The 26401-nt window shown below is 67.2% G+C and carries 26 protein-coding genes; 18 read left to right on the top strand and 8 right to left on the bottom strand.

The features are described from left to right. Positions 1-46 precede the first annotated feature (46 nt). Positions 47-1342: a tyrosine--tRNA ligase gene (gene tyrS, locus VGI62_RS13540; protein ID WP_331505025.1), complete on the bottom strand. Its 1296-nt coding sequence runs from the start codon at positions 1340-1342 to the stop codon at positions 47-49. 209 nt (positions 1343-1551) lie between these two features. On the opposite strand from tyrS, the gene VGI62_RS13535 reads away from it, so the two are divergent. Further along, positions 1552-2673 carry an anhydro-N-acetylmuramic acid kinase gene (locus VGI62_RS13535; protein ID WP_331505023.1) on the top strand — a complete coding sequence of 374 codons (1122 nt, stop codon included), beginning with the start codon at positions 1552-1554 and terminating at the stop codon, positions 2671-2673. Positions 2674-2711: 38 nt separating this feature from the next. Here the strand turns inward: VGI62_RS13535 and panC are convergent, their stop codons facing one another. The 3 genes from panC to efp form a co-directional block, all read right to left on the bottom strand. Continuing rightward, the gene (gene panC / locus VGI62_RS13530) at positions 2712-3554 is read right to left on the bottom strand and encodes a pantoate--beta-alanine ligase (RefSeq protein ID WP_331505022.1); all 843 of its coding nucleotides are present in this window, start codon (positions 3552-3554) and stop codon (positions 2712-2714) included. Positions 3555-3568: 14 nt separating this feature from the next. Then, positions 3569-4390 carry a 3-methyl-2-oxobutanoate hydroxymethyltransferase gene (panB, locus tag VGI62_RS13525; RefSeq protein WP_331505021.1) on the bottom strand — a complete coding sequence of 274 codons (822 nt, stop codon included), beginning with the start codon at positions 4388-4390 and terminating at the stop codon, positions 3569-3571. Positions 4391-4507: 117 nt separating this feature from the next. Further along, positions 4508-5074, bottom strand: coding sequence for an elongation factor P (gene efp / locus VGI62_RS13520; protein WP_331505020.1), 567 nt, complete (start codon positions 5072-5074; stop codon positions 4508-4510). A 121-nt stretch (positions 5075-5195) separates the two neighbouring features. Between efp and epmA the strand changes: the two genes are divergently transcribed. From epmA to VGI62_RS13495, 5 genes are all read left to right on the top strand, one after another. Continuing rightward, positions 5196-6248 carry an EF-P lysine aminoacylase EpmA gene (gene epmA, locus VGI62_RS13515; RefSeq protein ID WP_331505019.1) on the top strand — a complete coding sequence of 351 codons (1053 nt, stop codon included), beginning with the start codon at positions 5196-5198 and terminating at the stop codon, positions 6246-6248. Between the two features lie 80 nt (positions 6249-6328). After that, a complete protein-coding gene (locus tag VGI62_RS13510) occupies positions 6329-6979 on the top strand; it encodes an FABP family protein (protein WP_331505018.1) in 651 nt (216 codons plus the stop codon). A gap of 84 nt (positions 6980-7063) precedes the next feature. After that, entirely contained in the window at positions 7064-7465 is a 402-nt protein-coding gene (locus VGI62_RS13505; RefSeq protein ID WP_331505017.1) for a DUF3597 family protein, read from the top strand. A 42-nt stretch (positions 7466-7507) separates the two neighbouring features. Beyond that, positions 7508-8545 (top strand): lysine-2,3-aminomutase-like protein, encoded by a 1038-nt coding sequence (locus VGI62_RS13500; RefSeq protein ID WP_331505016.1) that lies wholly within the window; start codon positions 7508-7510, stop codon positions 8543-8545. Positions 8546-8548: 3 nt separating this feature from the next. Further along, entirely contained in the window at positions 8549-9301 is a 753-nt protein-coding gene (locus VGI62_RS13495; RefSeq protein ID WP_331505015.1) for a pseudouridine synthase, read from the top strand. Here VGI62_RS13495 and VGI62_RS13490 read toward each other — a convergent pair. Both VGI62_RS13490 and VGI62_RS13485 read right to left on the bottom strand, forming a co-directional pair. Continuing rightward, positions 9298-10623 carry a sensor histidine kinase gene (locus VGI62_RS13490; RefSeq protein WP_331505014.1) on the bottom strand — a complete coding sequence of 442 codons (1326 nt, stop codon included), beginning with the start codon at positions 10621-10623 and terminating at the stop codon, positions 9298-9300. The two genes, VGI62_RS13495 and VGI62_RS13490, sit on opposite strands and share 4 nt — an antisense overlap. Continuing rightward, positions 10613-11149 (bottom strand): response regulator, encoded by a 537-nt coding sequence (locus VGI62_RS13485; RefSeq protein WP_331505013.1) that lies wholly within the window; start codon positions 11147-11149, stop codon positions 10613-10615. Before VGI62_RS13485 ends, VGI62_RS13490 begins: the two co-directional genes overlap by 11 nt. Before the next feature lie 209 nt (positions 11150-11358). Between VGI62_RS13485 and VGI62_RS13480 the strand changes: the two genes are divergently transcribed. Genes VGI62_RS13480 through VGI62_RS13460 form a run of 5 tightly spaced genes read left to right on the top strand, consistent with a single transcriptional unit; the run spans position 11359 to position 18717 of the window. Further along, on the top strand, positions 11359-12618 hold the full coding sequence (locus tag VGI62_RS13480) for an efflux RND transporter periplasmic adaptor subunit (RefSeq protein ID WP_331505012.1): 1260 nt from the start codon (positions 11359-11361) through the stop codon (positions 12616-12618). Between the two features lie 14 nt (positions 12619-12632). Continuing rightward, complete coding sequence (locus tag VGI62_RS13475; protein WP_331505011.1) at positions 12633-13313, top strand: ABC transporter ATP-binding protein; 681 nt, start codon at positions 12633-12635, stop codon at positions 13311-13313. Positions 13314-13325: 12 nt separating this feature from the next. Then, positions 13326-15797: an FtsX-like permease family protein gene (locus VGI62_RS13470; RefSeq protein ID WP_331505010.1), complete on the top strand. Its 2472-nt coding sequence runs from the start codon at positions 13326-13328 to the stop codon at positions 15795-15797. Positions 15798-15809: 12 nt separating this feature from the next. Further along, the gene (locus tag VGI62_RS13465; protein ID WP_331505009.1) at positions 15810-18263 is read left to right on the top strand and encodes an ABC transporter permease; all 2454 of its coding nucleotides are present in this window, start codon (positions 15810-15812) and stop codon (positions 18261-18263) included. After that, a complete protein-coding gene (locus VGI62_RS13460) occupies positions 18256-18717 on the top strand; it encodes a DUF2147 domain-containing protein (protein WP_331505008.1) in 462 nt (153 codons plus the stop codon). The genes VGI62_RS13465 and VGI62_RS13460 overlap by 8 nt, the downstream gene beginning before the upstream one ends. Positions 18718-18732: 15 nt before the next feature. Here the strand turns inward: VGI62_RS13460 and VGI62_RS13455 are convergent, their stop codons facing one another. Both VGI62_RS13455 and VGI62_RS13450 read right to left on the bottom strand, forming a co-directional pair. Beyond that, positions 18733-19098, bottom strand: a complete 366-nt coding sequence (locus VGI62_RS13455) for a DUF4440 domain-containing protein (RefSeq protein ID WP_331505007.1) — start codon at positions 19096-19098, stop codon at positions 18733-18735. Positions 19099-19103: 5 nt separating this feature from the next. Next, positions 19104-19754, bottom strand: a complete 651-nt coding sequence (locus VGI62_RS13450; RefSeq protein WP_331505006.1) for an alpha/beta hydrolase — start codon at positions 19752-19754, stop codon at positions 19104-19106. A 182-nt stretch (positions 19755-19936) separates the two neighbouring features. Here VGI62_RS13450 and VGI62_RS13445 point away from each other — a divergent pair, with 182 nt between their 5' ends. From VGI62_RS13445 to VGI62_RS13415, 7 genes are read left to right on the top strand one after another with little or no spacing between them, the layout of a single operon-like run. Then, entirely contained in the window at positions 19937-20374 is a 438-nt protein-coding gene (locus VGI62_RS13445; RefSeq protein ID WP_331505005.1) for an Rrf2 family transcriptional regulator, read from the top strand. Then, positions 20371-21525, top strand: a complete 1155-nt coding sequence (locus VGI62_RS13440) for a cysteine desulfurase family protein (protein ID WP_331505004.1) — start codon at positions 20371-20373, stop codon at positions 21523-21525. Before VGI62_RS13445 ends, VGI62_RS13440 begins: the two co-directional genes overlap by 4 nt. A gap of 2 nt (positions 21526-21527) precedes the next feature. Then, positions 21528-22997: a Fe-S cluster assembly protein SufB gene (gene sufB / locus VGI62_RS13435; protein ID WP_331505003.1), complete on the top strand. Its 1470-nt coding sequence runs from the start codon at positions 21528-21530 to the stop codon at positions 22995-22997. Then, positions 22994-23410 (top strand): hypothetical protein, encoded by a 417-nt coding sequence (locus tag VGI62_RS13430; RefSeq protein ID WP_331505002.1) that lies wholly within the window; start codon positions 22994-22996, stop codon positions 23408-23410. The genes sufB and VGI62_RS13430 overlap by 4 nt, the downstream gene beginning before the upstream one ends. A gap of 1 nt (position 23411) precedes the next feature. Continuing rightward, entirely contained in the window at positions 23412-24158 is a 747-nt protein-coding gene (gene sufC, locus VGI62_RS13425; RefSeq protein WP_331505001.1) for a Fe-S cluster assembly ATPase SufC, read from the top strand. Then, positions 24155-25177 carry a Fe-S cluster assembly protein SufD gene (gene sufD / locus VGI62_RS13420; protein WP_331505000.1) on the top strand — a complete coding sequence of 341 codons (1023 nt, stop codon included), beginning with the start codon at positions 24155-24157 and terminating at the stop codon, positions 25175-25177. Before sufC ends, sufD begins: the two co-directional genes overlap by 4 nt. Positions 25178-25179: 2 nt before the next feature. Continuing rightward, entirely contained in the window at positions 25180-26394 is a 1215-nt protein-coding gene (locus VGI62_RS13415) for a cysteine desulfurase (RefSeq protein ID WP_331504999.1), read from the top strand. Positions 26395-26401 lie beyond the last annotated feature (7 nt).

Raw genomic sequence — 26401 nt, 5'->3', positions numbered from 1 at the left:
ATCCGGCGCCGGCGCGCCTTCGCTCACCTTCCCCATGTCATGCTCCTCAGATCGGTTTCACCAGGACGATCTTCTTCTTGCCCGCCGCGAGCTTGACCACACCTTCCACCAGGTCGGCGCCCGTGACCATCCGATTGGCGTCGAGCTCGGCCTTGTCGTTGACGCGCAGGCCCCCGCCTTGCGCCAGCCGGCGCGCTTCGCCTCGCGAGGCCGCCAGTCCGGCGTCCGCGGCCAGCGCCGCCAGCACGATGCCGGACCCAAGCTCAGCGGCCGGCACCTCATGGGTCGGCAGATCATCGGAAAGCCTGCCTTGCTCGAACGCCGCTTCGGCGGCCGCGCAGGCCTTGGCGGTTTCGTCAGGCCCGTGCAGCAGCGTCGTGGCCGCGTTCGCCAGCACCTTCTTGGCGTCATTGATCTGGGCGCCCGGCAGGGCTTCCAGGACGGCGATCTCGTCGAGGGGTAGGTCGGTGAACAGCCGCAGGAAGCGCCCCACATCGGCGTCCTCGGTGTTCCGCCAGAACTGCCAGTAGTCGTAGGGGCTGCGCATGTCCGCGTTCAGCCACACCGCGCCGCCGACGGTCTTGCCCATCTTGGCGCCGGAAGCGGTGGAGAGCAGTGGGGTGGTCAGGCCGAACGCCGGCTTCTGGTCGACACGGCGGATCAGCTCCACGCCGTTGACGATGTTTCCCCACTGGTCGGAACCGCCCATCTGCAGCACGCACCCAAGGCGCCGTTCCAGCTCGAGGAAGTCCACCGACTGCATCAGCATGTAGTTGAACTCAAGGAACGTCATCGGCTGCTCGCGCTCGAGCCGTGCCTTGACGCTGTCGAACGCCAGCATCCGGTTGATCGTGAAGTGCACCCCGAAGTCGCGAAGGAACTCGACGTAGCGGAAACGCGACAGCCACTCGTCGTTATCGACCATCACCGCGTCGGTGGGGCCGTTTCCGAATTTCAGGAAGCGCTCGAAAACACCCTTGATGGTGGCGATGTTGCCCTGGATCTGGGCCTCTGTGAGGAGGGGGCGCGAGGCGTCCTTGTCGGTCGGGTCGCCGACCTTGGTAGTGCCGCCGCCCATGAGCACGACCGGCTTGTGGCCCGCCTGCTGGAACCGACGCAGCATCATGATCTGGATCAGGCTGCCGACATGCAGACTGGGAGCGGTCGCATCGAACCCTATGTAGGCCGAGATCGGTGCGGCCGCGGCCGCGGCGTCCAACTCCATCGGGTGCGTGATCTGATGGATGAATCCACGCGCCTGCATCGTCTGCAGGAACTCGGATTTGAACGGCGCGTCGGTCATTCGGGGACTCTCGTGGATCGGGTCGCCCGGCCTTAGCATGGCGGGGCCGAAGACTTCGAGGGACATGGCAGGCTCCTTTTCGGAAAGGAAGCCGGCGCCTGGATGAGTCTGGAGTGCGCCGGCCGGGGAAGGCAGGCGCGTCGGATCGGCCGCCTGCTAGTTGGGCGGGCGGTAGTAGCGGCCGGTAGGGGCTGCTGGTCCGATCATCGCGGCTAGCTACCGGCCGCGAGCCATGGCAGTCAAGCCGAATGCGCGTACTTGGATTCATGACCGGAACGTCTCTGGACGCTGTCGACATGGCTGTCCTGGAGACCGATGGCCACGCCATTTCCGCCTTCGGCCCGGCCGGCGAGCGCAAGCTCACCGAGGCCACTCGCGAGATCATGCTGGACGCGACCAGGCAGGCGCTGGCCTGGCCACGCGGCGAGCCGGAGCCGGCGATCTTCGCCGAAGCGGCCGCGGCGGGCGCGAACGAGCATCTCGCGGCGGCCGAGGAATTCCTCGCCGCCAACAAGCTCAAGTGGTCGGACATCGACCTGATCGGCATGCACGGCCAGACCGTCCTGCACGAGCGTCCACAAGGCGGCCGTGTCGGGCGCACGGTGCAGCTAGGGGATGCATCCCTGCTGGCCACCAAGTCCGGCGTGCCTGTGGCGCATGATTTCCGAACCGCCGATGTCGCCGCGGGCGGCGAGGGCGCGCCGCTCGCGCCGATCTATCACCTGGCTCGCGCTCGGGCGTCCGGGCTCGAGCCGCCGTTAGCCGTGCTGAATGTCGGCGGCGTCGCCAATGTCACGTTCTGGTCCGGGAACGACGATATCGCCGCCTTCGACACCGGCCCCGGCAACGGCATGATCGACCTGATGGTGCAGGCGAGGGGCGCCGGCCGCTTCGACGACAAGGGCCGCTACGCCAGCGTCGGCCAGGTCAATCAAGGGGCCCTCGCGGGCCTCCTGGGTCACGAATATTTTCGGATTCCGGCTCCGAAGTCCCTGGATCGTTTCGATTTTTCGCTGCAGCCCTTGGACAAGCTCGAGCTCGAGGACGCCGCGGCGACGCTCGTGGCCTTCATGGCTGAGGCGGTGGGTCTGGGATTCGACACGATGGGCCAGGTTCCGCGCGAGCTGGTGGTCACGGGCGGCGGGCGCCACAACCCTGAGATCATGAAGGCGCTTGCACAGCGGCTGCCCGTGCCGGTCAGGGCGGCCGAGCATTACGGCTGGCGGGGCGACGCCATCGAGGCCGAGGCCTTCGCTTACCTGGCCGCGCGCACCGCCAAGGGGCTGCCGATCAGCTTCCCGAAGACGACAGGCGTGCCCAAGCCGATGACCGGAGGGCGTATCGTGAACCCAGATGGCCAGCCGGCCTGAGGCCTTGAGCCTGTGCTCGCGTGCGCCCGGCAGGCTGATCAGGGAGTCCGGCTGAACAGGCGCATGTTGTCGATCAGGCGAGTGGCGCCTAGCCGAACCGCCATGGACGCCAGCGCGTCTCGCCCCACCGTGGTGAGTTCGTGCAACGTCGTGGGGTCGGCCACGCTGACGTAGTCGACCTGCATCTGGGGTTCGGCGGTTATGATCCGGCGCATGGCCTCGCGCAGAGCCTCGGCGTCGCGCTCGCCGGCGTTGAACAGATCCCGCGCGGCGCTGAGCGCGCGGAAGATTGTCGGGGCGACGGCTCGCTGCGGCGGTGTCAGGTAGCTGTTGCGGCTGGAAAGCGCCAGGCCGTCGGGCTCGCGCACCGTGGCGGCCACCACCACTTCGACGGGCAGGTTCAAGTCGCGCGCCATCTTGCGGATGACCACGCTCTGCTGGGCGTCCTTCTGCCCGAAATAGGCGCGGGTCGGCTGGACAATGTTGAACAACTTGGCCACCACCGTGGCGACGCCGGCGAAGTGACCCGGGCGCACGGCGCCTTCCAGAACATCGGTGACGCCGCTGACCTCGACCTTGGTATCGAAGCCGGGCGGGTAGATCTCTGAGGCTTCGGGCGTGAAAACGAGGTCCGCGCCGGCGGCGTCCAGAAGACTCAGGTCGCGCGGCAGGTCGCGCGGATAGCGGGCGAGGTCCTCGTTAGGCCCGAACTGGGTCGGATTGACGAAGATGCTCACCGCGACCGCGTCGCACTCGGCCTTCGCCCGGGCTACGAGGCTTAGATGGCCCTCGTGCAGGTAGCCCATTGTGGGGACGAGGCCGAGATTGCTGATGCCGGCGCGCGCCGCACGCAGTTCGGCAATGGTGTTGAGGACCTGCATCCTGGGGGCTGCGCCTAGGCCAGCGCGCGGGCGAGCTCGTCGGCGTCCATGCCTGAGCTCTGGGCCTTGGTCGGGAACTGGCCCTGCTCGACATCGCTGGCGTAGGCTCGGATCGCGCTCTCCATCGCCGCGCCGATCTCTGCGTAGCGCTTGGCATGACGGGGCGAGGTCTCGAAGAGGCCGAGGAGATCGTGCCAGACCTGGACCTGGCCATCGCAACCGACGCCGGCGCCGATGCCGATGGTCGGAATCCGGAGCCGTTGCGTGACTTCTTGCGCCAACGGGGCTGGCACCAGCTCCAGCACCACGGCGAAGGCGCCCGCTGCTTCAAGCGCCAAGGCGTCTTCGATAAGGCGCTTGGCGCAGTCGGCGGCCTTGGCCTGGACGCGGACGCCAAGCTGATGCTGCGATTGCGGCGTGAAACCGAGATGTCCCATCACCGGCACGCCGAACGCCACGAGATGCTCGACGATCGGCACGACGGGACGGCCACCCTCGAGCTTCAGGGCCTGGACGCCGGCCTCCTGCATCAGGCGTCGCGCGCTCGCGACCGCGTCGTCCTTGGTCGCGTAGGTGAGGAACGGCAGGTCGCCGACCACAAGCGCGTTGGCCGAACCACGCACCACCGCGGCGGCGTGCCGGACCATCTCGTCGAGCGTCACGGGCAGGGTGCTGTCATGGCCGTGCACGACCATGCCCAGAGAGTCACCCACCAGCAGCAGCGGCACACCGGCCCGATCGGCGATACGGGCCGAAGGGTAGTCGTAGGCGGTCAACATCGGGATCCGTCGCCCCGAGGCCTTCATGCGACGAATATCCAGCAGGGTGGTCCGCATATTGGGGGTACTCCAACGCTTTGCGCCGGCCAGGTCGCCCGGTGGCGGTCTGGGCAGGCGCCTTAGGTGGGGCCGGGATTGGCCGTCTGCCAGGCGCTCCCCCGAGCGTCCGGCCGACTAGTCTTTCGCGCGCTCCTGGTAGGAACCGTCCTCGGTCAGGATCACCACGCGGGTGCCGGACGCGATGTAGGGCGGCACCATGATGCGCGCGCCGTTCGAGAGGGTGGCTGGCTTGTAGGAGGACGAGGCGGTCTGGTTCTTTACGGCCGGTTCCGTATCCACGATCTCCAAGGTCACCAGGCGCGGCAGTTCCAGCGCGATCGGCACGCCGTCGTGGGTCGAAAGCGTCACCGTCATGCCGTCCTGCAGCCAGGGCGCGGCGTCACCGACGACGTCGCGTGAGGCGACGACCTGATCGTAGTTCTCGGGGTTCATGAAGTGGAAGCCCTCGGCGTCCTCGTAGAGGAAGGTGAAGTTGCGATCATCGACGAAGGCGCGCTCGACCTGCTCGGTGGTCCGCCAACGCTCCGAAACCTTCACCCCGTCGGAGATGCGGCGCATGTTGAGCTGGGTCACCGGGGTGCCCTTGCCCGGGTGGATGTTTTCGGCGGTCAGCACGACGTAGAGCTTGCCTTCCATGTCGACGACGGCCCCCTTGCGGAGCGAGCTGGCGGCTACTTTCAAGTCGATATTCCTCGATGACGGCGGCGGCGATGTGACCTCGCGCGATTCCGCTGATGAATTTCTTGTCGCGCCCCTATAGCGATTGGCGGCGAAATCGCCAGCCCCCAGCCGGTCGCACCTGTTGCCTGAAGACAATCCCTCGTCCTGGTGGAACCCCGAGCGGCATGCCGAGCGGCGGCCGGTTCTTTTGGCGCGAAACCGCATCACCTCGGCCGTCCGCGCCTGGTTCGACGCGCGCGGCTTCGTCGAGGTCGAGACGCCGGCGCTGCAGGTCTCGCCGGGCAATGAAGCGCATCTGCACGCCTTTGCAACCGAGGCCCTCAGCCTCAGTGGAGAACGGGCCACCCTCTATCTGCGCACCTCGCCAGAGTTCACCGCCAAGAAGCTGCTGGCGGCAGGAGAGGCCAGGACCTTTGAACTCGCCCGCGTCTGGCGCAACCGCGAGCGCGGAGCCCTTCACCACCCCGAGTTCACCCTGCTGGAATGGTATCGCGCGGGCGAAGCCTACGAGACCCTGATGGCCGACTGCGCAAGCCTGCTCGCCGTCGCCGCCCAGGCGGCCGGAGCGCAGGCGCTCCGCTTCAGGGACATGACCATCGATCCCCAGGCCGAACCCGAACGCGTGACCCTGGCTGAGGCTTTCGATCGCTTCGCCGGCATCGATCTGCTCGAGACGGTCCAGGCGGACGGCGCCACCGATCGGGACGGCCTGGCGGCCGCTGCGAAGGGGAAAGGAATCCGCACCGCCTCTGACGACACCTGGGCCGATGTCTTCAGCCGGGTGCTTGTGGAGAAGGTCGAGCCTGGACTCGGGCGTGAGCGGGCGACCATCCTTTGCGAATATCCGGTCAGCGAAGCCGCCCTCGCGCGGCCCAAGGCGACAGACCCGCGCGTTGCCGAACGTTTTGAGCTCTATGCCTGCGGCGTTGAGCTGGCCAATTGCTTCGGGGAACTGACCGACGCGACCGAGCAGCGCCGCCGCTTCGAGGTGGAGATGGCGGAAAAGCAAAGGGTCTATGGGGAGCGCTATCCCCTCGACGAGGAGTTTCTGGCCGCCCTGGCCCGGATGCCGCCGGCCAGCGGTGGCGCGCTCGGGCTCGATCGGCTGGTGATGCTCGCCACTGGCGCCAGTCGCATCGAACAGGTTCTCTGGGCGCCGGTCGCGGAAGGTTGACCGCGGCTTGACCCGTGCCGGCCGCGGCGGCAACGGTGCGGCATCGAAGGTTAACAGGCGTTGCCCAAGTGAATGTTGGCATGAATCCCTTCCCCGACGACATCTTCACCGAGCCGGAAGACGTCGATCCCGACACCCTGGCGAACTTGGGGCCACTGCGGGGCCTGGCCGGTGTCTGGGAGGGAACCAAGGGCGTTGACCTCAACCCCAAGGCCGACGGCCCGGAGCGGCGCGAGTATGTCGAGCGGATCGACATGCAGCCGATCGACCCCCAGGCCAACGGTCCGCAACTGCTCTACGGGCTGCGCTATCACGTGCACATCCTGGCGCCGCCGGAGCAGATCACCTTTCATGACCAGGTCGGCTACTGGCTTTGGGAGCCGGCGACGGGCCTCGTGATGCAAACCGTGGCCATTCCCCGTGGCCAGGTGGTTCTGGCCGGCGGTGTGGCCAAACCCGACGGCGCGGGTTTGATGGTCAGCGCGCGCCGCGGCGAGACGGAATTCGGCATCTCCTCGACAGCGTTTCTGGAGCACGCCTTCCGGACGGACTCCTATCAGCTGGAGGTGACCTTCAACGCCGATGGGACCTGGAGCTACGTATCCGACGTCATGTTGTCGGTCCGGGGGCAGGCCGAGCCCTTCCTGCACCGGGACCGTAACACCCTGACCAGGGTCGCAGAGCCCGCGCCGAACCCGCTCTACCAGGCGAACCTGTCGCTTCCGGCCTGAGGCGCCGGCGATTTCTCGGAACCGGGCCCTGCCGCACGGATTGGGGTTGCGCCAGCGGCGCCAGCGCCGCGTCAGGAGGATCCGATGAGCATCTTCAGCGCCATCATGGATAAGGTCTTCCATCATCCGACGGCGGCTCCTGCGCCTGCGGCTGCGTCTGCGCCGGCCGAGCCGCAGGCCGCCCCCGCCGCTCCGCCGGCGCCGGCCGAAACGCAGGCTGGCGAGCCCGTCGACGTTGAGGCCGTGCTCGCGTCAATGGCGGACTCCAAGGGCAATGCCGGAAATTGGCGAACCTCGATTGTCGATCTCCTGAAGCTGCTGGATCTCGATTCAAGTCTGTCGGCTCGCAAGGAACTCGCCGATGAGCTCGGTGTACGCGTCGGCGCGGACGGCTCCGCCGAGCAGAACATCGCCCTGCAAAAGGCGGTCATCCAGAAGCTTGCCGACAATGGCGGGCTCGTCCCGGACAGCCTTCGCGCGGTCTAGCCGCGTTGCGGCGGCGGCCCGCCGGCGCCATACGGGCGCAACATGACCTCCGCCAAGACCCTCCGCAGCCCAAGCGCACTTGTTGGCGCGGGCATGGTCGCGCCTGAGCGAGCGGCGGTGTTGGAGCGCGTCGCGGCGCAATACGCCGTGGCGATTACACCCGCTATGGCGGAGCTCGTCGATCCCTGCGACCCGCTGGACCCGATCGCGCGGCAGTTCGTCCCGACCGCGGCGGAACTTGAGGTCAGGCCGGAGGAATCGGCTGATCCGATCGGCGATTTCGCCCATTCGCCGCTCGAGGGGATCGTCCATCGCTATCCCGACAGGGCTCTCCTAAAGATCAACCACGCCTGCGCGGTCTACTGCCGTTTCTGTTTCCGCCGGGAGATGGTCGGGCCGGAGGGATTGCGGCCCCTCTCGCCGGCGGCGCTCGATGCGGCGATGGCCTATATCGCCGCGCGTCCCGGGATCTGGGAGGTGATCGTCACGGGAGGCGATCCCTTCATCCTGTCGCCGCGTCGGCTGCAGGATGTGATGGACCGGCTCGCGAAAATCGCTCACGTGAAGGTCGTCCGCTTCCACACCCGCGTACCGGCTGTGGCGCCAGAGATGATCACCGACGAACTCGTCACAGCCCTCAAGGCGCCGGGCAAGGCGGTCTATGTCGCGCTTCACGCCAACCACGCGCGCGAGTTGACGCCTGCGGCGCGCGCCGCTTGCGCGAAAATCGTCGACGCCGGGGTCCCGATGCTGGCCCAAACCGTGCTCCTGGCCGGTGTCAACGACGACCCGGAGACGCTCACCGCCTTGATGCGCGCCTTCGTCGAGACGCGGATCAAGCCTTACTACCTTCACCACGCCGACCTCGCGCCGGGCACGGCGCACCTGCGCACGTCCATCGAAGAGGGGCGGGCCCTCATGCGCGCCATGCGAGGTGCGGTCTCCGGGCTTTGCCAGCCGACCTACATCCTCGATATTCCCGGCGGCCACGGAAAGGTGCCGATCGGCCCGGACTACGTCTCGTCCGGGTCCGTTGAGGATCCGTGCGGCGGGCGTCACGCCTATCCGCCAAGAGCCTAGCCGATGGCTTGGACACGCCGCTACGACGAGGCCGAACCGCAGAGGGTCAACAAGTGGCTCGCGCAGAACGGTGTCTGTTCGAGGCGCGAGGCCGAAGGCCTGATCGAGCGCGGCCTGGTCACCATCGACGGCGAGACGGTGGCCGACGCGGGCCGCAAAATCCTGCCAGGGCAGACCCTGGTGCTGGCGGACGGGAATGATGCGGCGCCGCTCAGCGTCGTGCTGCACAAGCCCATGGGGATCGTCTCCGCCCAGCCTGAGCCCGGCCAGACCCCGGCCGTGCGGCTCCTGACGCGGGCGACGCTCGTGGGTGAGAGCCCCTCGATCCCCGACCGCGACACCCGTCTGGCGCCGCTCGGCCGACTGGACATGGACAGCCGTGGGCTGCTCCTGCTCTCCGAGGATGGCGTACTCGCCAAGGCGATCATCGGCCCCGAGTCGGACCTGGAGAAGGAATATCTGGTCCGGGTCACCGGCAAGATCACCCCGGAGAAGATCGGGCGGCTTTGCCACGGGCTATCGATGGACGGCCGTCAGCTGAAGCCGGCCAAGGTCAGCGTGGTGCAGGGCCAGGAGTTGCGCTTCATCCTCAAGGAAGGCCGCAACCGCCAGATCCGACGCATGTGCGAACTGGTCGGCCTGCACGTGATGGACCTTGTCCGAATCCGAATCGGTTCCCTGCACCTGGGTGAGCTTCCGGAAGGCCGCTGGCGTGTCCTGACCGCGGCCGAGCGGGCCATGCTGATCGCGGGTTAGCCGGCGGGCAGGATCAATCGCAGGACCGCCCCCTGCGGCGAGCCGGCCTGATGTTCGAGGCGCCCGCCATGGCCGAGCGCGATCTGGCGGGCGAGCGTGAGGCCGATGCCCGATCCGCCGGGCTTGGTCGTGAAGAACGGCACGAACGCGCCTTCCGGATCTCCGGTCGGCAGGCCCGGTCCGTTGTCCGAGACCGCCAGTGTCACCTGGTCTTCCTCCAGCGTGCAGGTCAGGCGCACCTTCGCGCCGGGACGCGCGCGAACCGCATCCACCGCATTCTTCAGTAGGTTGATGAGCGCCTGTTCAAGGAGGTCCGGATCGGCGTCCACCGTCAGCCAGGCAGGTTGCACGGCGCTGGAATAGGCGACCTCGTCCTCACCGATCATTGCGGCCGCAAGGAGATCGAGACGCCGCACGAACTCGGTCATCTGGGTGCGGACCTTCACCGCGCCCGGCGCGTCGGTCAGCCGTCTATAGTGTTCGACAAAATGCATCAGGCCGTGGCTGCGCCGCGCGATCACCTCGGCGGCCTCGATCACATCGGCCTCCACGGCGCCGCCATGGGGTTCGGCCAACCGGGTCGCGATACTCTCCGAAAGCGAACAGATGGGCGTGAGCGAGTTCATCATTTCGTGCGCCAGCACTCGCGCCAGGTCCTGCCAGGCCTTCACCTCCACTGCGTCGAGGTCCCCGGAGACGCTCTGAAGGGCGATCAGCCGGCGAGAGCCTGCTCCCGTGCTGAACTCGGAGACCTGCGCCAGCATGGCCCGCTGGTCGGCCAGGCGGACGATCTCGCGAGCGCCGGCCGGCAGATCAAGGAGGCGCTGGGCGGCGGGGCCCAGGAGCGGGATCGCCGCCATGGATCCCACGCCGGCTGCGAGCCCGACCCGGGCCGCGCGATTGACCGCTGTCACCGTCCCCTTGTCGTCGATCACCAGCAGGGCGGCGCTGACCGTGTCCGTGAGCGCCTCCAGGAAGTCCGTGCGCTGCTGGCGTTCGGCGCGCATTGCCGCCAGTCGGTCGAGCGCGACCTGGATCGCCGCGCCAAGCGCGCGCAGACCGACCGGGGTCGTGGGGCGCTCATAGCCTTCGGCCGTCAGGCCTTCGACGAACTGCGCCAACGTCCGGTCGGCGGCGCGCGTGCTGCGCATGAGATCGAGGACCATCAACCCGAGCAAGCCGCCCAGCACCAGGGCTGTCGCATAGAGCCGTCGCTCGACGGCGAGCAGAATCGCCAAGGCGAGCGCGGCGATCACAGCCGCCCTCAAGCTTGCGCCCAGGGCGAAGCCTGCCGCTCCGGAAAAGAGCCGCCTAGAGGCCATGGCGCTCCATCCTGCGGTAGAGCGCCGGGCGCGTCAGGCCCAGCGCCGCCGCAGCGTGGCTGACATTGCCCTCGTAGAGCGAGAGCGCCCGCACGATCGCCCGTCGCTCCAGTTCGTCGAGGTTCAGCGCCGCGCCCGAGGCGCGTCGCTCGGCGGTGAGCGCGGCTGCCGCGCGCATAGCCTCAGCCAACGCTACGTTGCGCCAGGGCTTCAGGACGAAATCGGCGGCGCCTCGCTTCAGGGCCTGGACCGCCAGGGCGACGCCGCCGTAAGTGGTCATCAGCACAACCGAAAGCGCCGGGTCGGCTTCCTGGAGGCGGGACAGGATGTCGAGCCCGACGGCTCCATCGCGCTCGCCCGCGGTGAAATTCATATCCAGCAGAACGGCGTCGTAGAGGTGAGCCCGTTCGGCCAGTCCCTCCGGGAGGAGCGCGGTGTCCACGCGCTCGGCTTCGCGCGCCAGCGCCGTGGCGGCGGCCTTGAGTACGTCGGGGTCGTCGTCGACGATGAGGAAGGCGCTCGGCACGGGCCCGAATCTAGGGCCTTCCCGGCCCGGCGGCAAAGCTAGTCGCGTCAGAGACTTGCGTCCGGGCCGCTGAAATCGCGGACATGGCGATGTCCGTATTCGGACAGTCCGCTCGGTCCGGTGGTCTTTGGGGTTATCTAAGTCATTGAATAGACGAAATTTTGTCCGAAGCGGGGTTGGCGTCACACTGCTGAGCAATGACGATCTTGATGGACACCCCGATTGTGCGCCCGGTCTGGCGGCGCAGGCGCACCCTGATCGGGGCCGGCGCGCTGGTGGCCGTGCTGTCGACCTTGGGCCTGGCGGCCGCTGTCCTGGGCGAGGCCAAATCCAGCGTGCGTGTCCCGGCGCAGAACGTGACGCTTGAGAGCGTCAAACCGGGCGTCTTCCACGACTTCGTGGTGCTTCGTGCGGCGGCGACGCCCAAGGACGTCATCTATCTCGACGCCCTCGAAGGCGGGCAGGTGCAGGAGGTGTTGGCTCAGGCCGGGGACATGGTCGCCCAGGGACAGCCGCTGCTCCGGTTCCGCAACACGGAGCTGGAACTGGAGGTGCTGGACCGCGAAGGACGTCTCGTCGAGTCGATCACTCAACTGCAGAGCTACGAGAAGCAGCTCGAGGACACCCGCGTCGCCAACGAGAAGTCGATCGCCCAGATCGAGTACGACATCATCCGCCTCCAGCGCACAGCGGCGCGACGCGACGTTCTGGCCGCCAAGGGCTGGATCAGCCGCGACCAGTTCGATCAGGTGCATGACGAGCTCGACCACAACCGGCGGCTCCTGCCGCTGCAGACCGTGGCCAATGGGGAGCAGGAAACCTTGCGCCGCCGGCAGATCCCGCAGATCCGGAGCGAGCTTGCCACCCTGCAGGAGAGCCTGAAGGTCACCCGCGCCAAGCTCGACAACCTGGTGGTCCGCGCTCCCGTCGCCGGGCGGCTGACGGACGTGGACATCAAGCCGGGCGAGATCCGCAATCGCGGCCAGCGCCTTGGCCAGATCGTCGCCGATACCGGCTTCAAGCTGCAGGCGCCGATCGACGAATACTACCTCGACCGCGTGCGCCAGGGTCAGACCGGCGTCGTGACGATCGAAAACCGCGAGGTCCCCGTCCGGGTGACCCGCGTCGACCCCCAGGTTAAGAACGCGACCTTCCAGGTGGATCTCGCCTTCGAAGGCGCCATGCCGCGCGGCCTACTCCCCGGCCAAGCCCTGGAGGGTCGGCTGACGCTTGGCGGCGATCGGCCGGCCCTCATTTTACCAGCCGGCGGGTTCCTGGAGCGCACCGGCGGCGACTGGGTGATGGTCGTGGACGGGAATGGCGGCCATGCCGACCGCCGGCGGATCAAGATCGGTCGGCGCAGCATCGAACAGGTGGAGATCCTGGGCGGCCTGAAGGCCGGCGAGCGGGTGATCACCTCCGACTACACGGGCTTCGAGAAAGTCGATCGCGTGGTTCTGGCGAAATAGGGAAGGGGCTCTAGATGCTCAGGCTGGACAAAGTCACCAAGGTCTATCGCACGGCCGAGGTGGAGACGCTGGCGCTCAACGAAATCTCGCTGGAGATCGGGGCCGGCGAGTTCGTGGCGATCATGGGCCCATCAGGCTGTGGCAAGTCGACCTTGCTCAACACGCTCGGCCTACTCGATACGCCGACCAGCGGCGCCTACAGCTTCTTTGGCGAGGACGTGGCTCGTCGTTCGGAGCGCGAGCTTACCGTGCTGCGCCGCGACCGCATCGGCTTCGTCTTCCAGAGCTTCAACCTGATCGACGACCTGACGGTGGCCGAAAACGTCGAGGTGGCGCTGCTCTACAGGAAGGTTCCATCCGCCGAGCGCCGCCGCCGCGTGACAGAGGCCCTGGAGCGGGTCGGTATCGCCCATCGCGCCCGCCACCGTCCGCAGCAGCTCTCCGGAGGCCAGCAGCAGCGCGTCGCCGTCGCGCGCGCGCTCGTCTCGGAGCCCAGCCTGATCCTCGCCGACGAGCCCACCGGCAACCTCGACACCGCCAACGGCGAGGCCGTCATGGCTCTGCTCACCGACGCGGCCGCCGCCGGCGTCACGGTGGTGATGGTCACCCATTCGCTGAGCCACGCCGCGGTCGCCCAACGGACCATCAAGCTCCTCGATGGCCGCGTCGTATCCGAAACCCTGCTGGCGGCCTGAGGCGAGACGCCGATGTTCGGGAACTACCTTGCCGCGTCCCTGCGCAACCTGGCGCGCAACCGGCTCTATGCGGGGATCACCATTGCGGGCCTGGCGATCGCCTTCTCTTCGGCGATGCTGATCGGGCTCTACCTGCGCCACGAGCTCACCTACGACCGGTTCATTCCGGGGCACGAGCGGGTGTTCCTGCTCAACCAGAAGATCAAGCCCGAGAACAAGCCGCTGGTGGACATGGATGACTCCTCGGCCAACCTGGCGGCGGACCTGAAGCTCGATTTTCCGCAGATCGAGTACGCGGCGCGGATGGCTCCGTCTGGATTTCCTGCGACGGTCCGGCGGGGCAGCGTGAGCAACAGCGAGCGGAATTTCGCCTGGGTCGACCCGGACTTCTTCAAGATTTTGCCGGTGCCGACGGTGGCCGGCGACGCCGGAACGGCGCTGGAGGCGCCGGACGCAATCGTGCTCACCCGCAGCACGGCGCGCAGGTATTTCGGCAAGGACGCTCCGCTCGGCGGTCAGTTGCTCGTCGACGGGAACCCCATGCGGGTCGCTGCGGTGATCGAGGACCTGCCCACCAATACTCACCTTGTCGGGGATCTTTTCGCATCGGGCAGGGCCCCTGCCTCCATGCTGCGCAAGCTCGATGCAGCCGGCTACTCAGCCAATTCGAACCTGACCTATGTGCGGCTGAAGGCCGGGGTGTCGGCGAGCGCCATGAACGCGGCGCTCAGGGGCTTCGCCGAACGCCGAATCTGGCCGGCGCACCGGCTGCAAAATCCGAACGAGAAGATCGACCTCTACGAGCTGCGCCTCAAGCCGCTTACCTCGATCCACCTGCAACCTGCCGACGGCGGCGATCCCAAGCCGGGCGCAGATGTGAAGGTGCTGGCGGGCATTGGCGTCATCGGCGTGCTGATTGTCGTGGTCGCGGCGATCAATTTCGTCACCCTGATGACGGCGCGCGCCGCGCGGCGCGCAGTGGAGGTCGGGGTCCGCAAGGCGCTCGGTGCTGGACGAGGCGACTTGATTGTCCAGTTCATGGGCGAGGCCTTCGTCTACGTCGCCGTGGCGCTGGTGTTGGCGGTGGCCATCGCCGAGTTGCTGCTGCCGGCGGTGAACGCGGCCCTGCAACGCAAGATCGCCTTCAGCTATCTCACCGACCCGCCGCTCCTGATCGCCATGCTGGGGGCCGCCTTGGCCACGGCGCTGCTGGCGGGCCTTTATCCGGCGTTGGTGCTGTCGTCCTTTCGGCCGGCCTCGGTGCTCAAGGGCGGGCCTGTCGCCAGCGGCGGCGGCGGCATCGTCGTTCGCCAGGTGCTCGTCGTCGCGCAGTTCGCCGTGCTGATCACGCTTGTGCTCTCCACGGTGACGATCTTCCGTCAGACGGCCTTCGCCCTCAGAGACGCCACCCACACCGACAAGGCCGGCGTCTTGATACTGTTCGCAGCGCCCTGCACCGACACGTTGCGCGACGCGGTCCGCGCGGTCCCCGGGGTTCGTGCGGCGGCCTGCTCATCGCCCATGGCCGTAAATCTCGGCAACAGCCAGGACATGGTCGAGGCGGCTGGGCGCCACGTGCTTCTCAACTACGCACCGGTCGATTTCGGTTTCTTCGACGTCTACGGCGTGCGCCCGCTGGCCGGGCGGGTCTTCCAGTCGGACCGGCCGGGCGATGACGGCGCCAAGCTCGCGAACACCTCGCCGACCCTGATGCTGAATGAGTCCGCCGCCCGCATGCTCGGGTTCAAGTCACCTCAGGCCGCGGTGGGCCATCTGGTGAGCTGGCACTTCATCCGCGGTCTCTCCATGACGAACCTCGGCGGGACCATCCCGCCGCCGCAGAAGTCGGAGGTGATCGGGGTCGTGCCGGACTTCACGTTCGGCTCCGTGCGCCAGCCCATCAATCCCTCCTACTATTATGTCGGCCCGAAGGACGACGTGCTGGGCTCGGTGGCGCTGAACATAAAGCTCAACCCCGAACACACCACCCAGGCGGTGAGCGACATCGGGCGTCTGTGGGCCAAGATCGGCCGCGGCATGCCGCTGCAGCAATACTTCGCCGACCAGTTCATGCTGCGGCTCTACATCGACAACATCATCCAGGGCGGCTTCGTCGCGATTTGCGCCGTCATCGCGATCTCCATCGCCTGCCTCGGGCTGTTCGCGCTGTCGGCCTACACCACCGAGCGACGTACCAAGGAAATCGGCATCCGCAAGGCCATGGGCGCAAGCTCGCAGGACATCCTGCGGCTCCTGCTGTGGCAGTTCACTCAGCCGGTGCTGTGGGCGAACGTCCTGGCCCTTCCGGCCGCTTGGCTGGTGATGAACTGGTGGCTGAAGGGGTTTGCCTATCACGTCTCCGTGGCGCCTTGGACCTTTGCCGCCGCCGCCGTGGCCGGTGTGCTGATCGCCTGGGGCACGGTCTTCGTCCACGCCCTGCGTGTTTCCCGCGCACGCCCGGTCGGCGCGCTGCGTTACGAATGACAAGGCCTGCCGATGTACCGGAACTATCTGGTAGCTGCGCTCCGCAACCTCGCGCGCAACCGCCTCTACGCCGGGGTCACCATCGCGGGGCTGGCGATCGGCTTCGCCGCGGCTCTGCTCGTCGCCCTCTTCGTGCGCGACGAGTTCAGCTACGACAAGTTCATAGCCGGGCACGAACGCGTGTACCGGCTCTCCTCGACCATCTCGGTCAACGGCGGCGAGCCGACCGAGGGGGAGTACACCCCGACCATGCAAGCGGCCCTGTTGCGGCTCGACTTCCCGCAAATGGAGACCGTGGGCCGGTTTGCAGCGCAGGGCTTTCCGCCGGAGGTGAAGCATGGCGACGTCAGCGCCGCCGAGCAGTCCGTCGCCTGGGCCGACCCGGAGTTCTTCCGGCTGATGCCGCTGCCGACTGTGGCTGGAGACCTGGCGCACGCCCTTGATGCGCCAGACAGCGTCGTCCTCGACCGGACGATGGCGCGTAAGTACTTCGGCAGCGACGCTCCGCTTGGACAGGCCCTGCTGATCGACAAGCATCCGATGCGGGTCACTGCCGTGGTCGAGGACCTGCCGTCCAACACCCATCTGATCGGAGAGATATTCCCCTCCGGCCGGGCGCCCTGGGGCGTGATGCAGGATCATGCCTACGACGGAATGTTGAACAATCGGGTGCAAACCTACTTCCGCCTGCGCCCCGGCGCTTCGATCGCCGCCGTCAGGGCCCAGCTTCCCGCGTTCGTCCAGCGGCGCTACGACCTCAAGAACGCGGGCGACGTCAAGCTGACGCTGGCGGCGGTCAACATCGCCGACATCCACATGCGCCCGGCGCTACGGACGCAGTTCACCAAGGCGTCCGGCGATCCGAGGGTCGTGATGGCGATCGCAGCCGTAGGCGTGCTGATCGTCATGGTCGCAGCCGTCAACTTCGTGACGCTGATGACCGCGCGCGCCGCGCGAAGGGCTGTCGAGGTCGGCGTCCGCAAGGCGGCGGGCGCGGCCCGCCGCGACCTCATCGTCCAGTTCATGGGCGAGGCCCTGATCTATGTGCTGCTTGCCGCGATCGTCGGCGTCGCCCTGGCAGAGCTCGTCCTGCCGGCCTTCAACGCCCTCGTGCAGCGCCGCATCGGGTTCGACTACCTGCACGATCCGTCGCTGGCCGCAGGCCTGGGCGTGGTGGTCCTGTCCGTGGCCCTGCTCGCCGGAGCCTACCCGGCCCTGGTGCTTTCCGGCTTCCGGCCGGCTGCGGTCCTGAAGGGCGGCATCGTCCAGGGCGTTGGCGGGGCGGGCGTGCGCCAGGTGCTGGTCGTCTTCCAGTTCGCCGTACTGATCGCTCTCATCCTGATGGCGGGCACGATCTACCGCCAGACCATATTCGCACTGAACGAGGCGACCCGCCTCGACAAGTCAAACGTGCTTCTGCTGCTGGCCAAACCTTGCACCGACAATCTGCGCGATCAGGTCCGTAAGTTGCCGGGCGTCGTGGAAGCCGCCTGTTCGTCGGCCAACGCCCTGAATGTTGCGGACAGCGAGGATACGGTGAGCGTGGGGTCGATCCACAAAAGCGTGGCTGTCGACCCGGTCGATTATCGGTTCCTGGAGACCTACCGGCTTCGGCCGCTCGCGGGACGGCTGTTTGATCCCAACCGGCCGGGAGACGCCGCCTACGGAACCCAGTTCCATCAGCCGGTGGTGATCAACGAGACAACTATGCGTGCGTTCGGCTTCGCCAGTCCAGACAAGGCCGTCGGCAAGACCATCCTGTGGCATGGGCTGACCGACTTCGCGATCCCGGAGGCCTCGCGTGGGCCGTATCTTTCCAACGCCCCTTCCACCGTCATCGGTGTGGTGCCGGACTTCACCTTCGGTTCGGTCCGGGCCAAGATTCCAGCGTCGATCTATATGATCGGCCCCAGGCACGGTGGGCAATTCGATAAGTTGGCGCTCAACGTCCGGCTCGACCCTGCCCGAAAGGCCGAGGCGCTGGGCGGCATTGATCGCGTCTGGAGGCGTGTCGGCGAGGGGCCGATGATCCGCTACTTCGTCGACCAGTTCATGCTGCGGCTATATGTCGACACGATTGTGCAGGGCGCGGTGATCACCGCGTGCACCTTGATTGCGCTCTCGATCGCCTGTCTCGGCCTCTTTGCGCTCTCGGCCTACACCACCGAGCGGCGGACGAAGGAGATCGGCATCCGCAAGGCGATGGGCGCCAGTTCGTCCGACATCCTGAGGCTGCTGCTCTGGCAGTTCACCCGCCCGGTGCTGTGGGCCAACCTCCTGGCCCTGCCCCTCGCTTGGTGGGTGATGAGCCGCTGGCTCGAGGGCTTCGCCTACCATGTGCGCCTCGCCCCCTGGACCTTCCTGGCCGCAGCCGCGGCGGCTATTCTGATTGCCTGGGGCACGGTGTTCTTCCACGCCCTGCGCGTCGCCCGCGCCCGGCCCGTCGGAGCCTTGCGTTATGAATGATCCGAGGATGTGGGCCGCCGGCGCGGCCGCGGTGGCCTTGGCGTTGGCTCTGGCCGCCACCCATCCGGCGCAGGCGCAGGGCGACCCCACGTTCGGCGACTGGTTGACTGAGGCCAAGGACGGCAAGGTCCGGGTGGGCCCCTGTGCGGCCGATGCTGCGCAGGCATGCGGGACCCTGACCTGGGCCAAGCCGCCGCCGGACGCGCCGCCGGGGCCGCTGCACGACAGGCGCAACCCCGATGCAGCGCTCCGTTCGCGGCCGTTGATCGGCGCGCTGATCATCAGCGATTTTCGGCGCGAGGCTCCCGGCCATTGGGCAGGCGGCAAGATCTACGATCCCGCCTCCGGCAAGACCTACAGGTCGAAGATGAGTCTCGCGCCCGACGGGACGCTCAAGGTTTCCGGCTGCGTCTTGATGTTCTGTCAGGCGCAGACCTGGACCCGGGTGAATTGAGGCGCTTGGCGCGGGTTAGCCGCCGAGGGTCACGAAGAATTCGTTCTCGATCACCCACTGGCCGGTGACCTTGCGCCAGGCGGCCATGTAGGTTCCGGACGTCGCCGCGCCGGTCCACCGGCCTATTTCGACGGCGCGGGTTTCGGCCTGGTCGAGTTCAATGCTTTGAGGCGTCCGCACATAGGGAACGAAGCCCAGTTGGCGGAAATGCGCGGCGAAGGCGTCTATGATGGCGTCGGCACCCAGGATCATACCGCCGTCGCCGGTGATCAGGCTGGCGTCATCCATGAAGAACGGCCGCAGACGCTCGGCCTCGCCGCTGGCGATGAACTTGTTGGTCAGACGCCGGCGCGCCTGGATGACGTCTTCCGGAGTGGTCACTTCGGTCAGGCTGGTTCGGCTGCCAGCCGCCGGTCAAGGTAAGCGCCCACGCGGCTTTCCACGTCGGGCAGGTTTTCCATCCAGAAGTGGCTGGCGCCGTCGACGACGTCATAGTCGATGACAATTCCCTTCTGGGTGCGCAACTTGGAAACCACCCGTTCCACCTCCATCGGCGGAACGACGCTGTCATTCGAGCCATGCAGGATCAGGCCAGAGGCCGGGCAGGGGGCGAGGAAGGAAAAATCGTAGGCGTTCGTCGGCGGCGAGACCGAGATGAAGCCGTCCGTCTCCGGCCGGCGCATCAGGAGTTGCATTCCGACCCAGGCCCCGAAGGAATAACCCGCCACCCAGCATTGCGAAGCGGCCGGATTGGTGGACTGCAGCCAGTCCAGCGCCGTCGCCGCGTCCGCCAGTTCCCCGATGCCTGAGTCGAACTCGCCCTGGCTGCGGCCCACGCCGCGGAAGTTGAATCGCAGCACCGAGAAGCCACGCTTCATGAACAGGTGAAAAAGCTGCACGGTCACCGGATTGTTCATCTGACCGCCCGCCTTGGGATGCGGGTGGAGGATCAGCGCGACAGGCGCCGTCTCGCTCTTGCCCTGGGAGTAGCGTCCCTCGATCCGCCCGGCCGCACCGGTCAGAACCACTTCTGGCATTCGAACCCTCTCCACCTCGAGCCGCCCCCGAAAACCGGGATTAGCGGGCCCTGGAATACTTGACTACTGCGCTCGGTCTTCCTAAGTCGCAACGCAACCGGCCGGACCGGTCCCGCGCAAGGCGGCGGCTTGTAACATAGGGTCGCTGCGAAACGCGAGAAAACTGCACTGGACCGCACCGCATGCGTCTCTCGACCAAAGGCCGATACGCCGTGATGGCCATGGCAGACCTGGCAAGGCGCGACTGCGAGGCCGTGCGCGCTGTCGCCCTGGCCGAAATCGCCGAGCGCCAGCAGATCTCGCTTTCCTATCTGGAGCAGTTGTTCGCCCGCCTGCGCCGCAAGGGACTCGTGCAGAGCGCGCGCGGTCCCGGCGGTGGTTACCGGCTGGCCCGCTCGGCCGCCGAGACCTCCATCGCCGACATCGTGCTTGCCGTGGATGAGCCGCTGCACGCCACGCGCTGCTCGGCGGAGGGCAAGGGCTGCATGCTGAAGGGCGAGCGCTGCCTCACCCACGATCTCTGGGAAGACCTCGGCCACCGGATCGAGGACTACCTGGCCTCAGTCAGCCTCGCCGACGTGATCAACGGCCGCCTGCGCGGCGCCCGGAAGGCCGCATGAATACGCCTGTCTACCTCGACTACAACGCCACCGCCGTCGTTCGCCCCGAAGCGCGCGCAGCCATGGCGCACGCGCTGGAAACAGGAGGCAACCCGTCCTCGATCCACGCCGCCGGCCGTGCGGCCCGCGCGCTTGTCGAAAAGGCGAGGGACCAGGTGGCCGCAATGATCGCAGCGCCGGCCTCCACCGTGGTCTTCACCAGTGGGGGCACCGAGGCCAATGCGCTGGCCATCGAAAGCGCCGTCGCCGCCGGGGCGAGGCGCCTGATCGTCTCGGCCATCGAACATGACAGCGTCCAGGAGACCTCTCGCGTCCTCGGCGTCGAGGTCGAGGTTCTGCCGGCCGGCGCCGATGGGCGGGCTGACCTGGGGTGGCTGGGGAAACGGCTGGCCTCCTGGGACGCCGCGGATGGAAAGCCCTTTGTCGCCCTGATGCTGGCCAACAACGAAACCGGCGTCATCCAACCGGTCCGTGCGGCCTCGGAAATCGTGCGCGCTGCGGACGGCTGGCTGCACGTCGACGCCATCCAGGCGGCAGGCAAGATTGCCGTCGACAGCCGTGCGCTGGGCGCCGACACGCTCAGTGTCTCGGCCCACAAGGTCGGTGGCCCGCAAGGCGTCGGCGCGCTGACCTTCGGTCCCCGCGCCACCTTGTCCAGGCGCCAGCACGGCGGGGGGCAGGAACGCGGCCGCCGTGGCGGCACTGAGAACGTCCCGGGGATTTCATCATTCGGGGCGGCCGCGTCCGCGGCTCTTCGGGATCTGGCCGAGTTCAATGCTCGCGCAACCTGGCGCGACGCCGCGGCCGACCGCCTGAAGGCGGTGGGCGCGGTGGTGATGGGCGAGGCTGCGCCGCGGCTCGCCAACACCTTGTGTGTGGCCACGCCGGGCTTCGCCTCCGACCGCCAGGTGATGGGGCTGGATCTCGCCCAGGTGATGGTCAGCGCCGGGTCGGCCTGCTCGTCCGGCAAGGTCAAGGCCTCGCCGGTGCTGAGCGCTATGGGGCAGGGAGAGCTCTCAGGCTGCGCGATCCGGGTCAGCGGGGGATGGAACACCTCCGAAGCCGACTGGAGCCGCTTCATCGAGGCCTGGCTCGCCGCCTATCAGCGCCACGCCGCGCGCCACCCCCAAGCCGTCGCCGTGGGAGCCTGACCATGGCCGCCGTCCGTCAGACCGTCGAACACGTCGAGAGCCTCGAAAAGTACAAGCACGGCTTCGTCACCGACATCGAGCAGGACTTCGCCCCGAAGGGCCTGGACGCCGACATCGTCCGCTTCATCTCGGCGAAGAAGCATGAGCCGCAATGGATGCTGGACTGGCGGCTGGATGCTTTCGAGCGCTGGCAGGCGATGGAGGAGCCGAACTGGGCGAAGGTCAGCTTCCCCCGGATCGACTACCAGGACAGCTACTACTACGCCGCGCCAAAGCAGAAGGCGGCGCTGAAAAGCCTCGACGAGGTCGACCCGGATATCCTTGAAACCTACAAGAAGCTGGGTATTCCGCTACGCGAGCAGGAGGTCCTGGCGGGTGTCGAGGGCGCGCCGCGCTACGCCGTGGACGCGGTCTTCGACAGCGTCTCGGTGGTCACCACCTTCAAGAAGGAGCTGGCGCAGGCCGGCGTGATCTTCTGCTCGATGAGCGAGGCGATCCGCGAGCACCCGGAATTGATCCAGAAATACCTCGGCTCGGTCGTGCCGGTGAGCGACAACTACTTCGCTTGCCTTAACGCAGCGGTCTTCTCCGACGGCAGCTTCGTCTATGTGCCGCCAGGCGTGCGCTGCCCGATGGAGCTTTCGACCTACTTCCGGATCAACGCCGAGAATTCCGGCCAGTTCGAGCGCACTCTGATCATCGCCGACGCCGGAGCCTACGTCTCGTACCTGGAGGGCTGCACTGCCCCCATGCGCGATGAGAACCAGCTGCACGCCGCTGTCGTCGAGCTGGTCGCCCTCGATGATGCGGAGATTAAATACTCCACCGTCCAGAACTGGTACCCGGGCGATCCGCAGACCGGGAAAGGCGGCATCTACAATTTCGTCACCAAGCGCGCCGACTGCCGCGGCGATCGTTCGAAGGTCTCGTGGACCCAGGTCGAGACCGGCTCGGCGATCACCTGGAAATACCCATCCTGCATCCTTCGCGGCGACGGCTCGTCCGGGGAGTTCTACTCGATCGCCATCACCAACGGCCGACAGCAGGCCGACACCGGCACCAAGATGATCCACCTCGGTCGCGACACCCGCTCGCGGATCATCTCCAAGGGGATCAGCGCCGGCCGTTCGTCCAATACCTATCGCGGGCTGGTCTCGGCCCACCCCAAGGCCAAGGGCGCGCGCAATTTCACCCAATGCGACAGCCTGCTCATCGGCAAGCACTGCGCCGCCCACACCGTGCCCTACATCGAGGCGCGCAACGGCCAGGCGAAGTTCGAGCACGAAGCCACGACCACCAGGCTCTCCGAGGATCAGTTGTTCTACGTGATGCAGCGCGGCCTCTCGCAGGAGGAGGCGGTGCAGCTTCTGGTCAACGGGTTCGTCAAAGACGTGCTGCAGGAACTGCCCATGGAATTCGCCGTGGAGGCCCAGAAGCTGGTGGCGATCAGCCTCGAAGGCAGCGTCGGATGAGCGCGCCCACCCGCCGCAGGAGCCCGCCCGCCACGCTGTCGCTCAAGCACGCCTTCGAGGTGGAGCAGGCGCGCCGTGACGCAGAACGCCATGCCCGCGAAGAGGCCGAGCGCCGCCAGCAGGAAGAGGACCTGGCCCGCTCCGAGCAGCTCTATGATGCGGTGATCGGCGACCCCGCTTTCCTCGCGCGGCACGGCCTCACGGTCGACTGGCGCCGCTACACCGTAATCGTCGAAAGCGAGACCTTCCGCATCCGCGCCTATTTCGAAGCGGGCAAGGCGAGCGTCACGGTTGGTGACAAGCGGCACGTCGCCGCGACCGGCGCGGCCGCGCCGGTGAAACGCGAGGAGGCCGACAGTGTCGCCGACGCCCTTCGCCTGATGGCCCAGTTCCTGGCCGACGAGATTCATTAAGATGCTGAAAGTCCAGAACCTGCACGCCGCCGTCGACGGCAAGGAGATCCTGAAGGGGCTCAGCCTCGAGGTCCCGGCCGGCGAGGTGCATGCGATCATGGGGCCGAACGGGGCGGGCAAGTCGACGCTTTCCTATGTGCTGACCGGCAGGGACGGCTATGAGGTGACGCAGGGCTCGGCGACCCTGGACGGCGAGGACCTGCTGGCGTTGGCTCCGGACGAGCGGGCTGCAAGGGGCGTCTTCCTGTCTTTCCAGTATCCGCTGGAAATCCCGGGTGTGCCGGCGCTCACCTTCATCCGCACGGCGCTCAACGCCCAACGGCGGGCTCGGGGCGAGCCCGAGATCAAGGCGCCGGAGTTCCTGAAGCTGGCTCGCGCCAAGTCCGCCGAACTGAAGATCGACTTCGAGATGCTGAAGCGCGCCCTCAACGTCGGCTTCTCCGGCGGTGAGAAGAAGCGGATGGAAATCCTTCAAATGGCTATGCTTTCGCCGCGCTTCCTGATCCTTGACGAGACCGACAGCGGGCTCGACATCGATGCGCTGCGGATCGTTTCCGAAGGGGTCAATGCCCTGCGCGGCCCCGAGCGCGCCATGCTCGTGATCACCCACTACCAGCGGCTTTTGGACTACATCACGCCCGACCGGGTCCATGTGTTGTCCGGCGGACGGATCGTCGCCTCGGGCGGGCCGGAACTGGCCCATGAGCTCGAGCGAGGCGGATACGAACGCTACGAGAGGGCCGCGTGAGCCTGGCGAGCGCCATACGCGACCGCGACGTCGCCGAGCTGCCCGGCAAAAGGGATGAGGCTTGGCGCTGGACTGACCTGCGTGGCCTTATCCGCTCGCTGCCGGACCCGTCGGAGGCCTTCAACGGCGATGTGGGTGCGGGGCCGTTCGAGGCCCTGTCCGATGACAGCCGCGTGCTGGTCAACGGCGGCGAGGCGCAGATTGACGTCGCGGCGGGCGGGCAGGCGACGGTGGCCTTGCGACTGGTCTCACGAGGCGCTGGTGTCCACGCCGCCAGGGTGGCGATCACCCTTGGCGAGGGGGCTCGGCTGCAGCTGCTGGAAAGCTACGAGAGCGACGCAGGCTCGATCGCCCAGACCGAGATCTCGATCCGGCTTGGCGAAGGCGGCGCCGTCGAGCGCATCGTGCTGGCGCAGGATCAACCCGACGCCGTCTCGGTCAGCCAGGCGCAGGTGCGTCTGGCGCCACATGCGAGTTTTGCTCAGACCATCATCGCGTCCGGCGCACGACGGCAACGGATAGAGACTGAGGTATTCCACCCCGGCGGCCACGCCACGCTCCGCCTCGACGGCATCTACCTGCTGGCCGGCAAGGCCCACTGCGACCAGACGAGCGTCGTGACCCACGAGTACGCCGACGGAACCACCGAGCAGCTCACCAAGGGCGTGGTGCGCGACCAGGCTCGAGGCGTCTTCCAGGGGCGGATCGTTGTCGAGGAAGGTGCTGATCGCACGGACGCCCGCATGGGCCACCACGCCCTGATCCTCTCCGACCGCGCCGAGGTGGACGCCAAGCCGGAACTCGAGATCTATGCCGACGACGTCGCCTGCGCGCACGGCAACACCGTAGGCGCGCTCGACGAGGACGCTCTCTTCTACGCGCGCCAGCGTGGCCTGTCGGAAGCCGATGCGCGGGCCCTGCTCACCCAGGCCTTCATCGGCGAGGTGGTCGACCGCATCGAGCACGAGGCCGTTCGCGACGTTGTTCGGGCATGGGTCGGCGACAGGCTGAGGGTCTGAGCATGGCCTTCGACGCTGAAGTGATCCGCGCGGAATTTCCGATCCTTGGACGGCAGGTGAACGGCAGGCCGTTGGTCTATCTGGACTCAGCAGCCTCAGCCCAGAAGCCGCGCGCGGTGATCGAGGCGATGACGCGGGCGATGGAACACTCTTACGCCAACGTTCATCGCGGCCTGCACACCCTCGCCAACGAGACCACCGAGGCCTACGAGGGCGCCCGCAGCAAGATTGCGGCCTTCATCGGCGCCGAGGCCCCGGAGATCGTCTTCACCAAGGGCGCCACAGAGGCGATCAACCTGGTGGCGTCTGGCCTGGGCGCGGCGCTGCGGCCCGGCGATGAAATCCTGCTCTCTGAAATGGAGCATCACGCCAATATCGTGCCTTGGCACTTCCTGCGCGAGCGGCAGGGCGTCGTCTTGAAGTTCACGCCCGTAACCGACGACGGTCGGCTGGACATGGAGGCCTTCAAGGAGCTCCTCTCTGAGCGTACGAGGGTCGTAGCGCTGACCCACATGTCCAACGTGTTGGGCACGGTGAACCCGGTTGCTGAACTCACGCGCCTGGCCCATGAGGCCGGCGCGATTGTGCTGCTGGACGGCTGTCAGGCCGTTGTTCACCGGGCGATCGACGTGAAGGCGCTGGACGCCGACTTCTACGTTTTCTCCGGCCACAAACTCTACGGTCCGACCGGCATCGGCGCCCTCTATGGCAAGTCCGAGCGGCTGGCTTCGCTGCGGCCCTACCAAGGCGGCGGCGAGATGATCGGTAAGGTCACGCTTGAAGAGATCACCTACGCCGACCCCCCGCACCGCTTCGAGGCCGGCACGCCGCCGATCCTGGAGGCGATCGGCCTGGGCGCCGCCATCGACTGGCTGGGCGGCCTCGACCGCGCGGCAGTCGCCGAGCACGAGCACGGGCTCTACACCCACGTCCGCGAGCGGCTGAACGGCGCCAACTGGCTGCGCGTCTTGGGTGAAGCGCCCGGCAAAGGCGCGATACTTTCATTCACCGTCGATGGGGCGCACGCCCATGACGTCGCCCAGATCCTCGACAAATATGGCGTTGCGGTGCGCGCCGGCACGCATTGCGCAGAACCGCTCATGCGGCGTTTCGGTCTGACGTCGAGCGCGCGGGCTTCGTTTGCCCTATATAACACTCATGAGGAAGCTGACGCGTTCGTAGACGCTTTGACCAAGACTCAGGCATTTTTCGCTTAAAACATAT

The sequence above is a fragment of the Phenylobacterium sp. genome (assembly GCF_036495085.1).
GTDB lineage: Bacteria > Pseudomonadota > Alphaproteobacteria > Caulobacterales > Caulobacteraceae > Phenylobacterium.
Note: the sequence above shows the minus strand (reverse complement) of the source record. Positions and strands in the feature narration are given on the sequence as shown.

Coding starts and splice junctions, on each gene's coding strand:
- tyrS (WP_331505025.1), bottom strand. CDS start 1,342: ATGCTAAGGCCGGGCGACCCGATCCACGAGAGTCCCCGAATGACCGAC.
- VGI62_RS13535 (WP_331505023.1), top strand. CDS start 1,552: ATGCGCGTACTTGGATTCATGACCGGAACGTCTCTGGACGCTGTCGAC.
- panC (WP_331505022.1), bottom strand. CDS start 3,554: ATGCAGGTCCTCAACACCATTGCCGAACTGCGTGCGGCGCGCGCCGGC.
- panB (WP_331505021.1), bottom strand. CDS start 4,390: ATGCGGACCACCCTGCTGGATATTCGTCGCATGAAGGCCTCGGGGCGA.
- VGI62_RS13510 (WP_331505018.1), top strand. CDS start 6,329: ATGAATCCCTTCCCCGACGACATCTTCACCGAGCCGGAAGACGTCGAT.
- VGI62_RS13505 (WP_331505017.1), top strand. CDS start 7,064: ATGAGCATCTTCAGCGCCATCATGGATAAGGTCTTCCATCATCCGACG.
- VGI62_RS13500 (WP_331505016.1), top strand. CDS start 7,508: ATGACCTCCGCCAAGACCCTCCGCAGCCCAAGCGCACTTGTTGGCGCG.
- VGI62_RS13495 (WP_331505015.1), top strand. CDS start 8,549: ATGGCTTGGACACGCCGCTACGACGAGGCCGAACCGCAGAGGGTCAAC.
- VGI62_RS13490 (WP_331505014.1), bottom strand. CDS start 10,623: ATGGCCTCTAGGCGGCTCTTTTCCGGAGCGGCAGGCTTCGCCCTGGGC.
- VGI62_RS13480 (WP_331505012.1), top strand. CDS start 11,359: ATGGACACCCCGATTGTGCGCCCGGTCTGGCGGCGCAGGCGCACCCTG.
- VGI62_RS13475 (WP_331505011.1), top strand. CDS start 12,633: ATGCTCAGGCTGGACAAAGTCACCAAGGTCTATCGCACGGCCGAGGTG.
- VGI62_RS13470 (WP_331505010.1), top strand. CDS start 13,326: ATGTTCGGGAACTACCTTGCCGCGTCCCTGCGCAACCTGGCGCGCAAC.
- VGI62_RS13465 (WP_331505009.1), top strand. CDS start 15,810: ATGTACCGGAACTATCTGGTAGCTGCGCTCCGCAACCTCGCGCGCAAC.
- VGI62_RS13460 (WP_331505008.1), top strand. CDS start 18,256: ATGAATGATCCGAGGATGTGGGCCGCCGGCGCGGCCGCGGTGGCCTTG.
- VGI62_RS13450 (WP_331505006.1), bottom strand. CDS start 19,754: ATGCCAGAAGTGGTTCTGACCGGTGCGGCCGGGCGGATCGAGGGACGC.
- VGI62_RS13445 (WP_331505005.1), top strand. CDS start 19,937: ATGCGTCTCTCGACCAAAGGCCGATACGCCGTGATGGCCATGGCAGAC.
- VGI62_RS13440 (WP_331505004.1), top strand. CDS start 20,371: ATGAATACGCCTGTCTACCTCGACTACAACGCCACCGCCGTCGTTCGC.
- sufB (WP_331505003.1), top strand. CDS start 21,528: ATGGCCGCCGTCCGTCAGACCGTCGAACACGTCGAGAGCCTCGAAAAG.
- VGI62_RS13430 (WP_331505002.1), top strand. CDS start 22,994: ATGAGCGCGCCCACCCGCCGCAGGAGCCCGCCCGCCACGCTGTCGCTC.
- sufC (WP_331505001.1), top strand. CDS start 23,412: ATGCTGAAAGTCCAGAACCTGCACGCCGCCGTCGACGGCAAGGAGATC.
- VGI62_RS13415 (WP_331504999.1), top strand. CDS start 25,180: ATGGCCTTCGACGCTGAAGTGATCCGCGCGGAATTTCCGATCCTTGGA.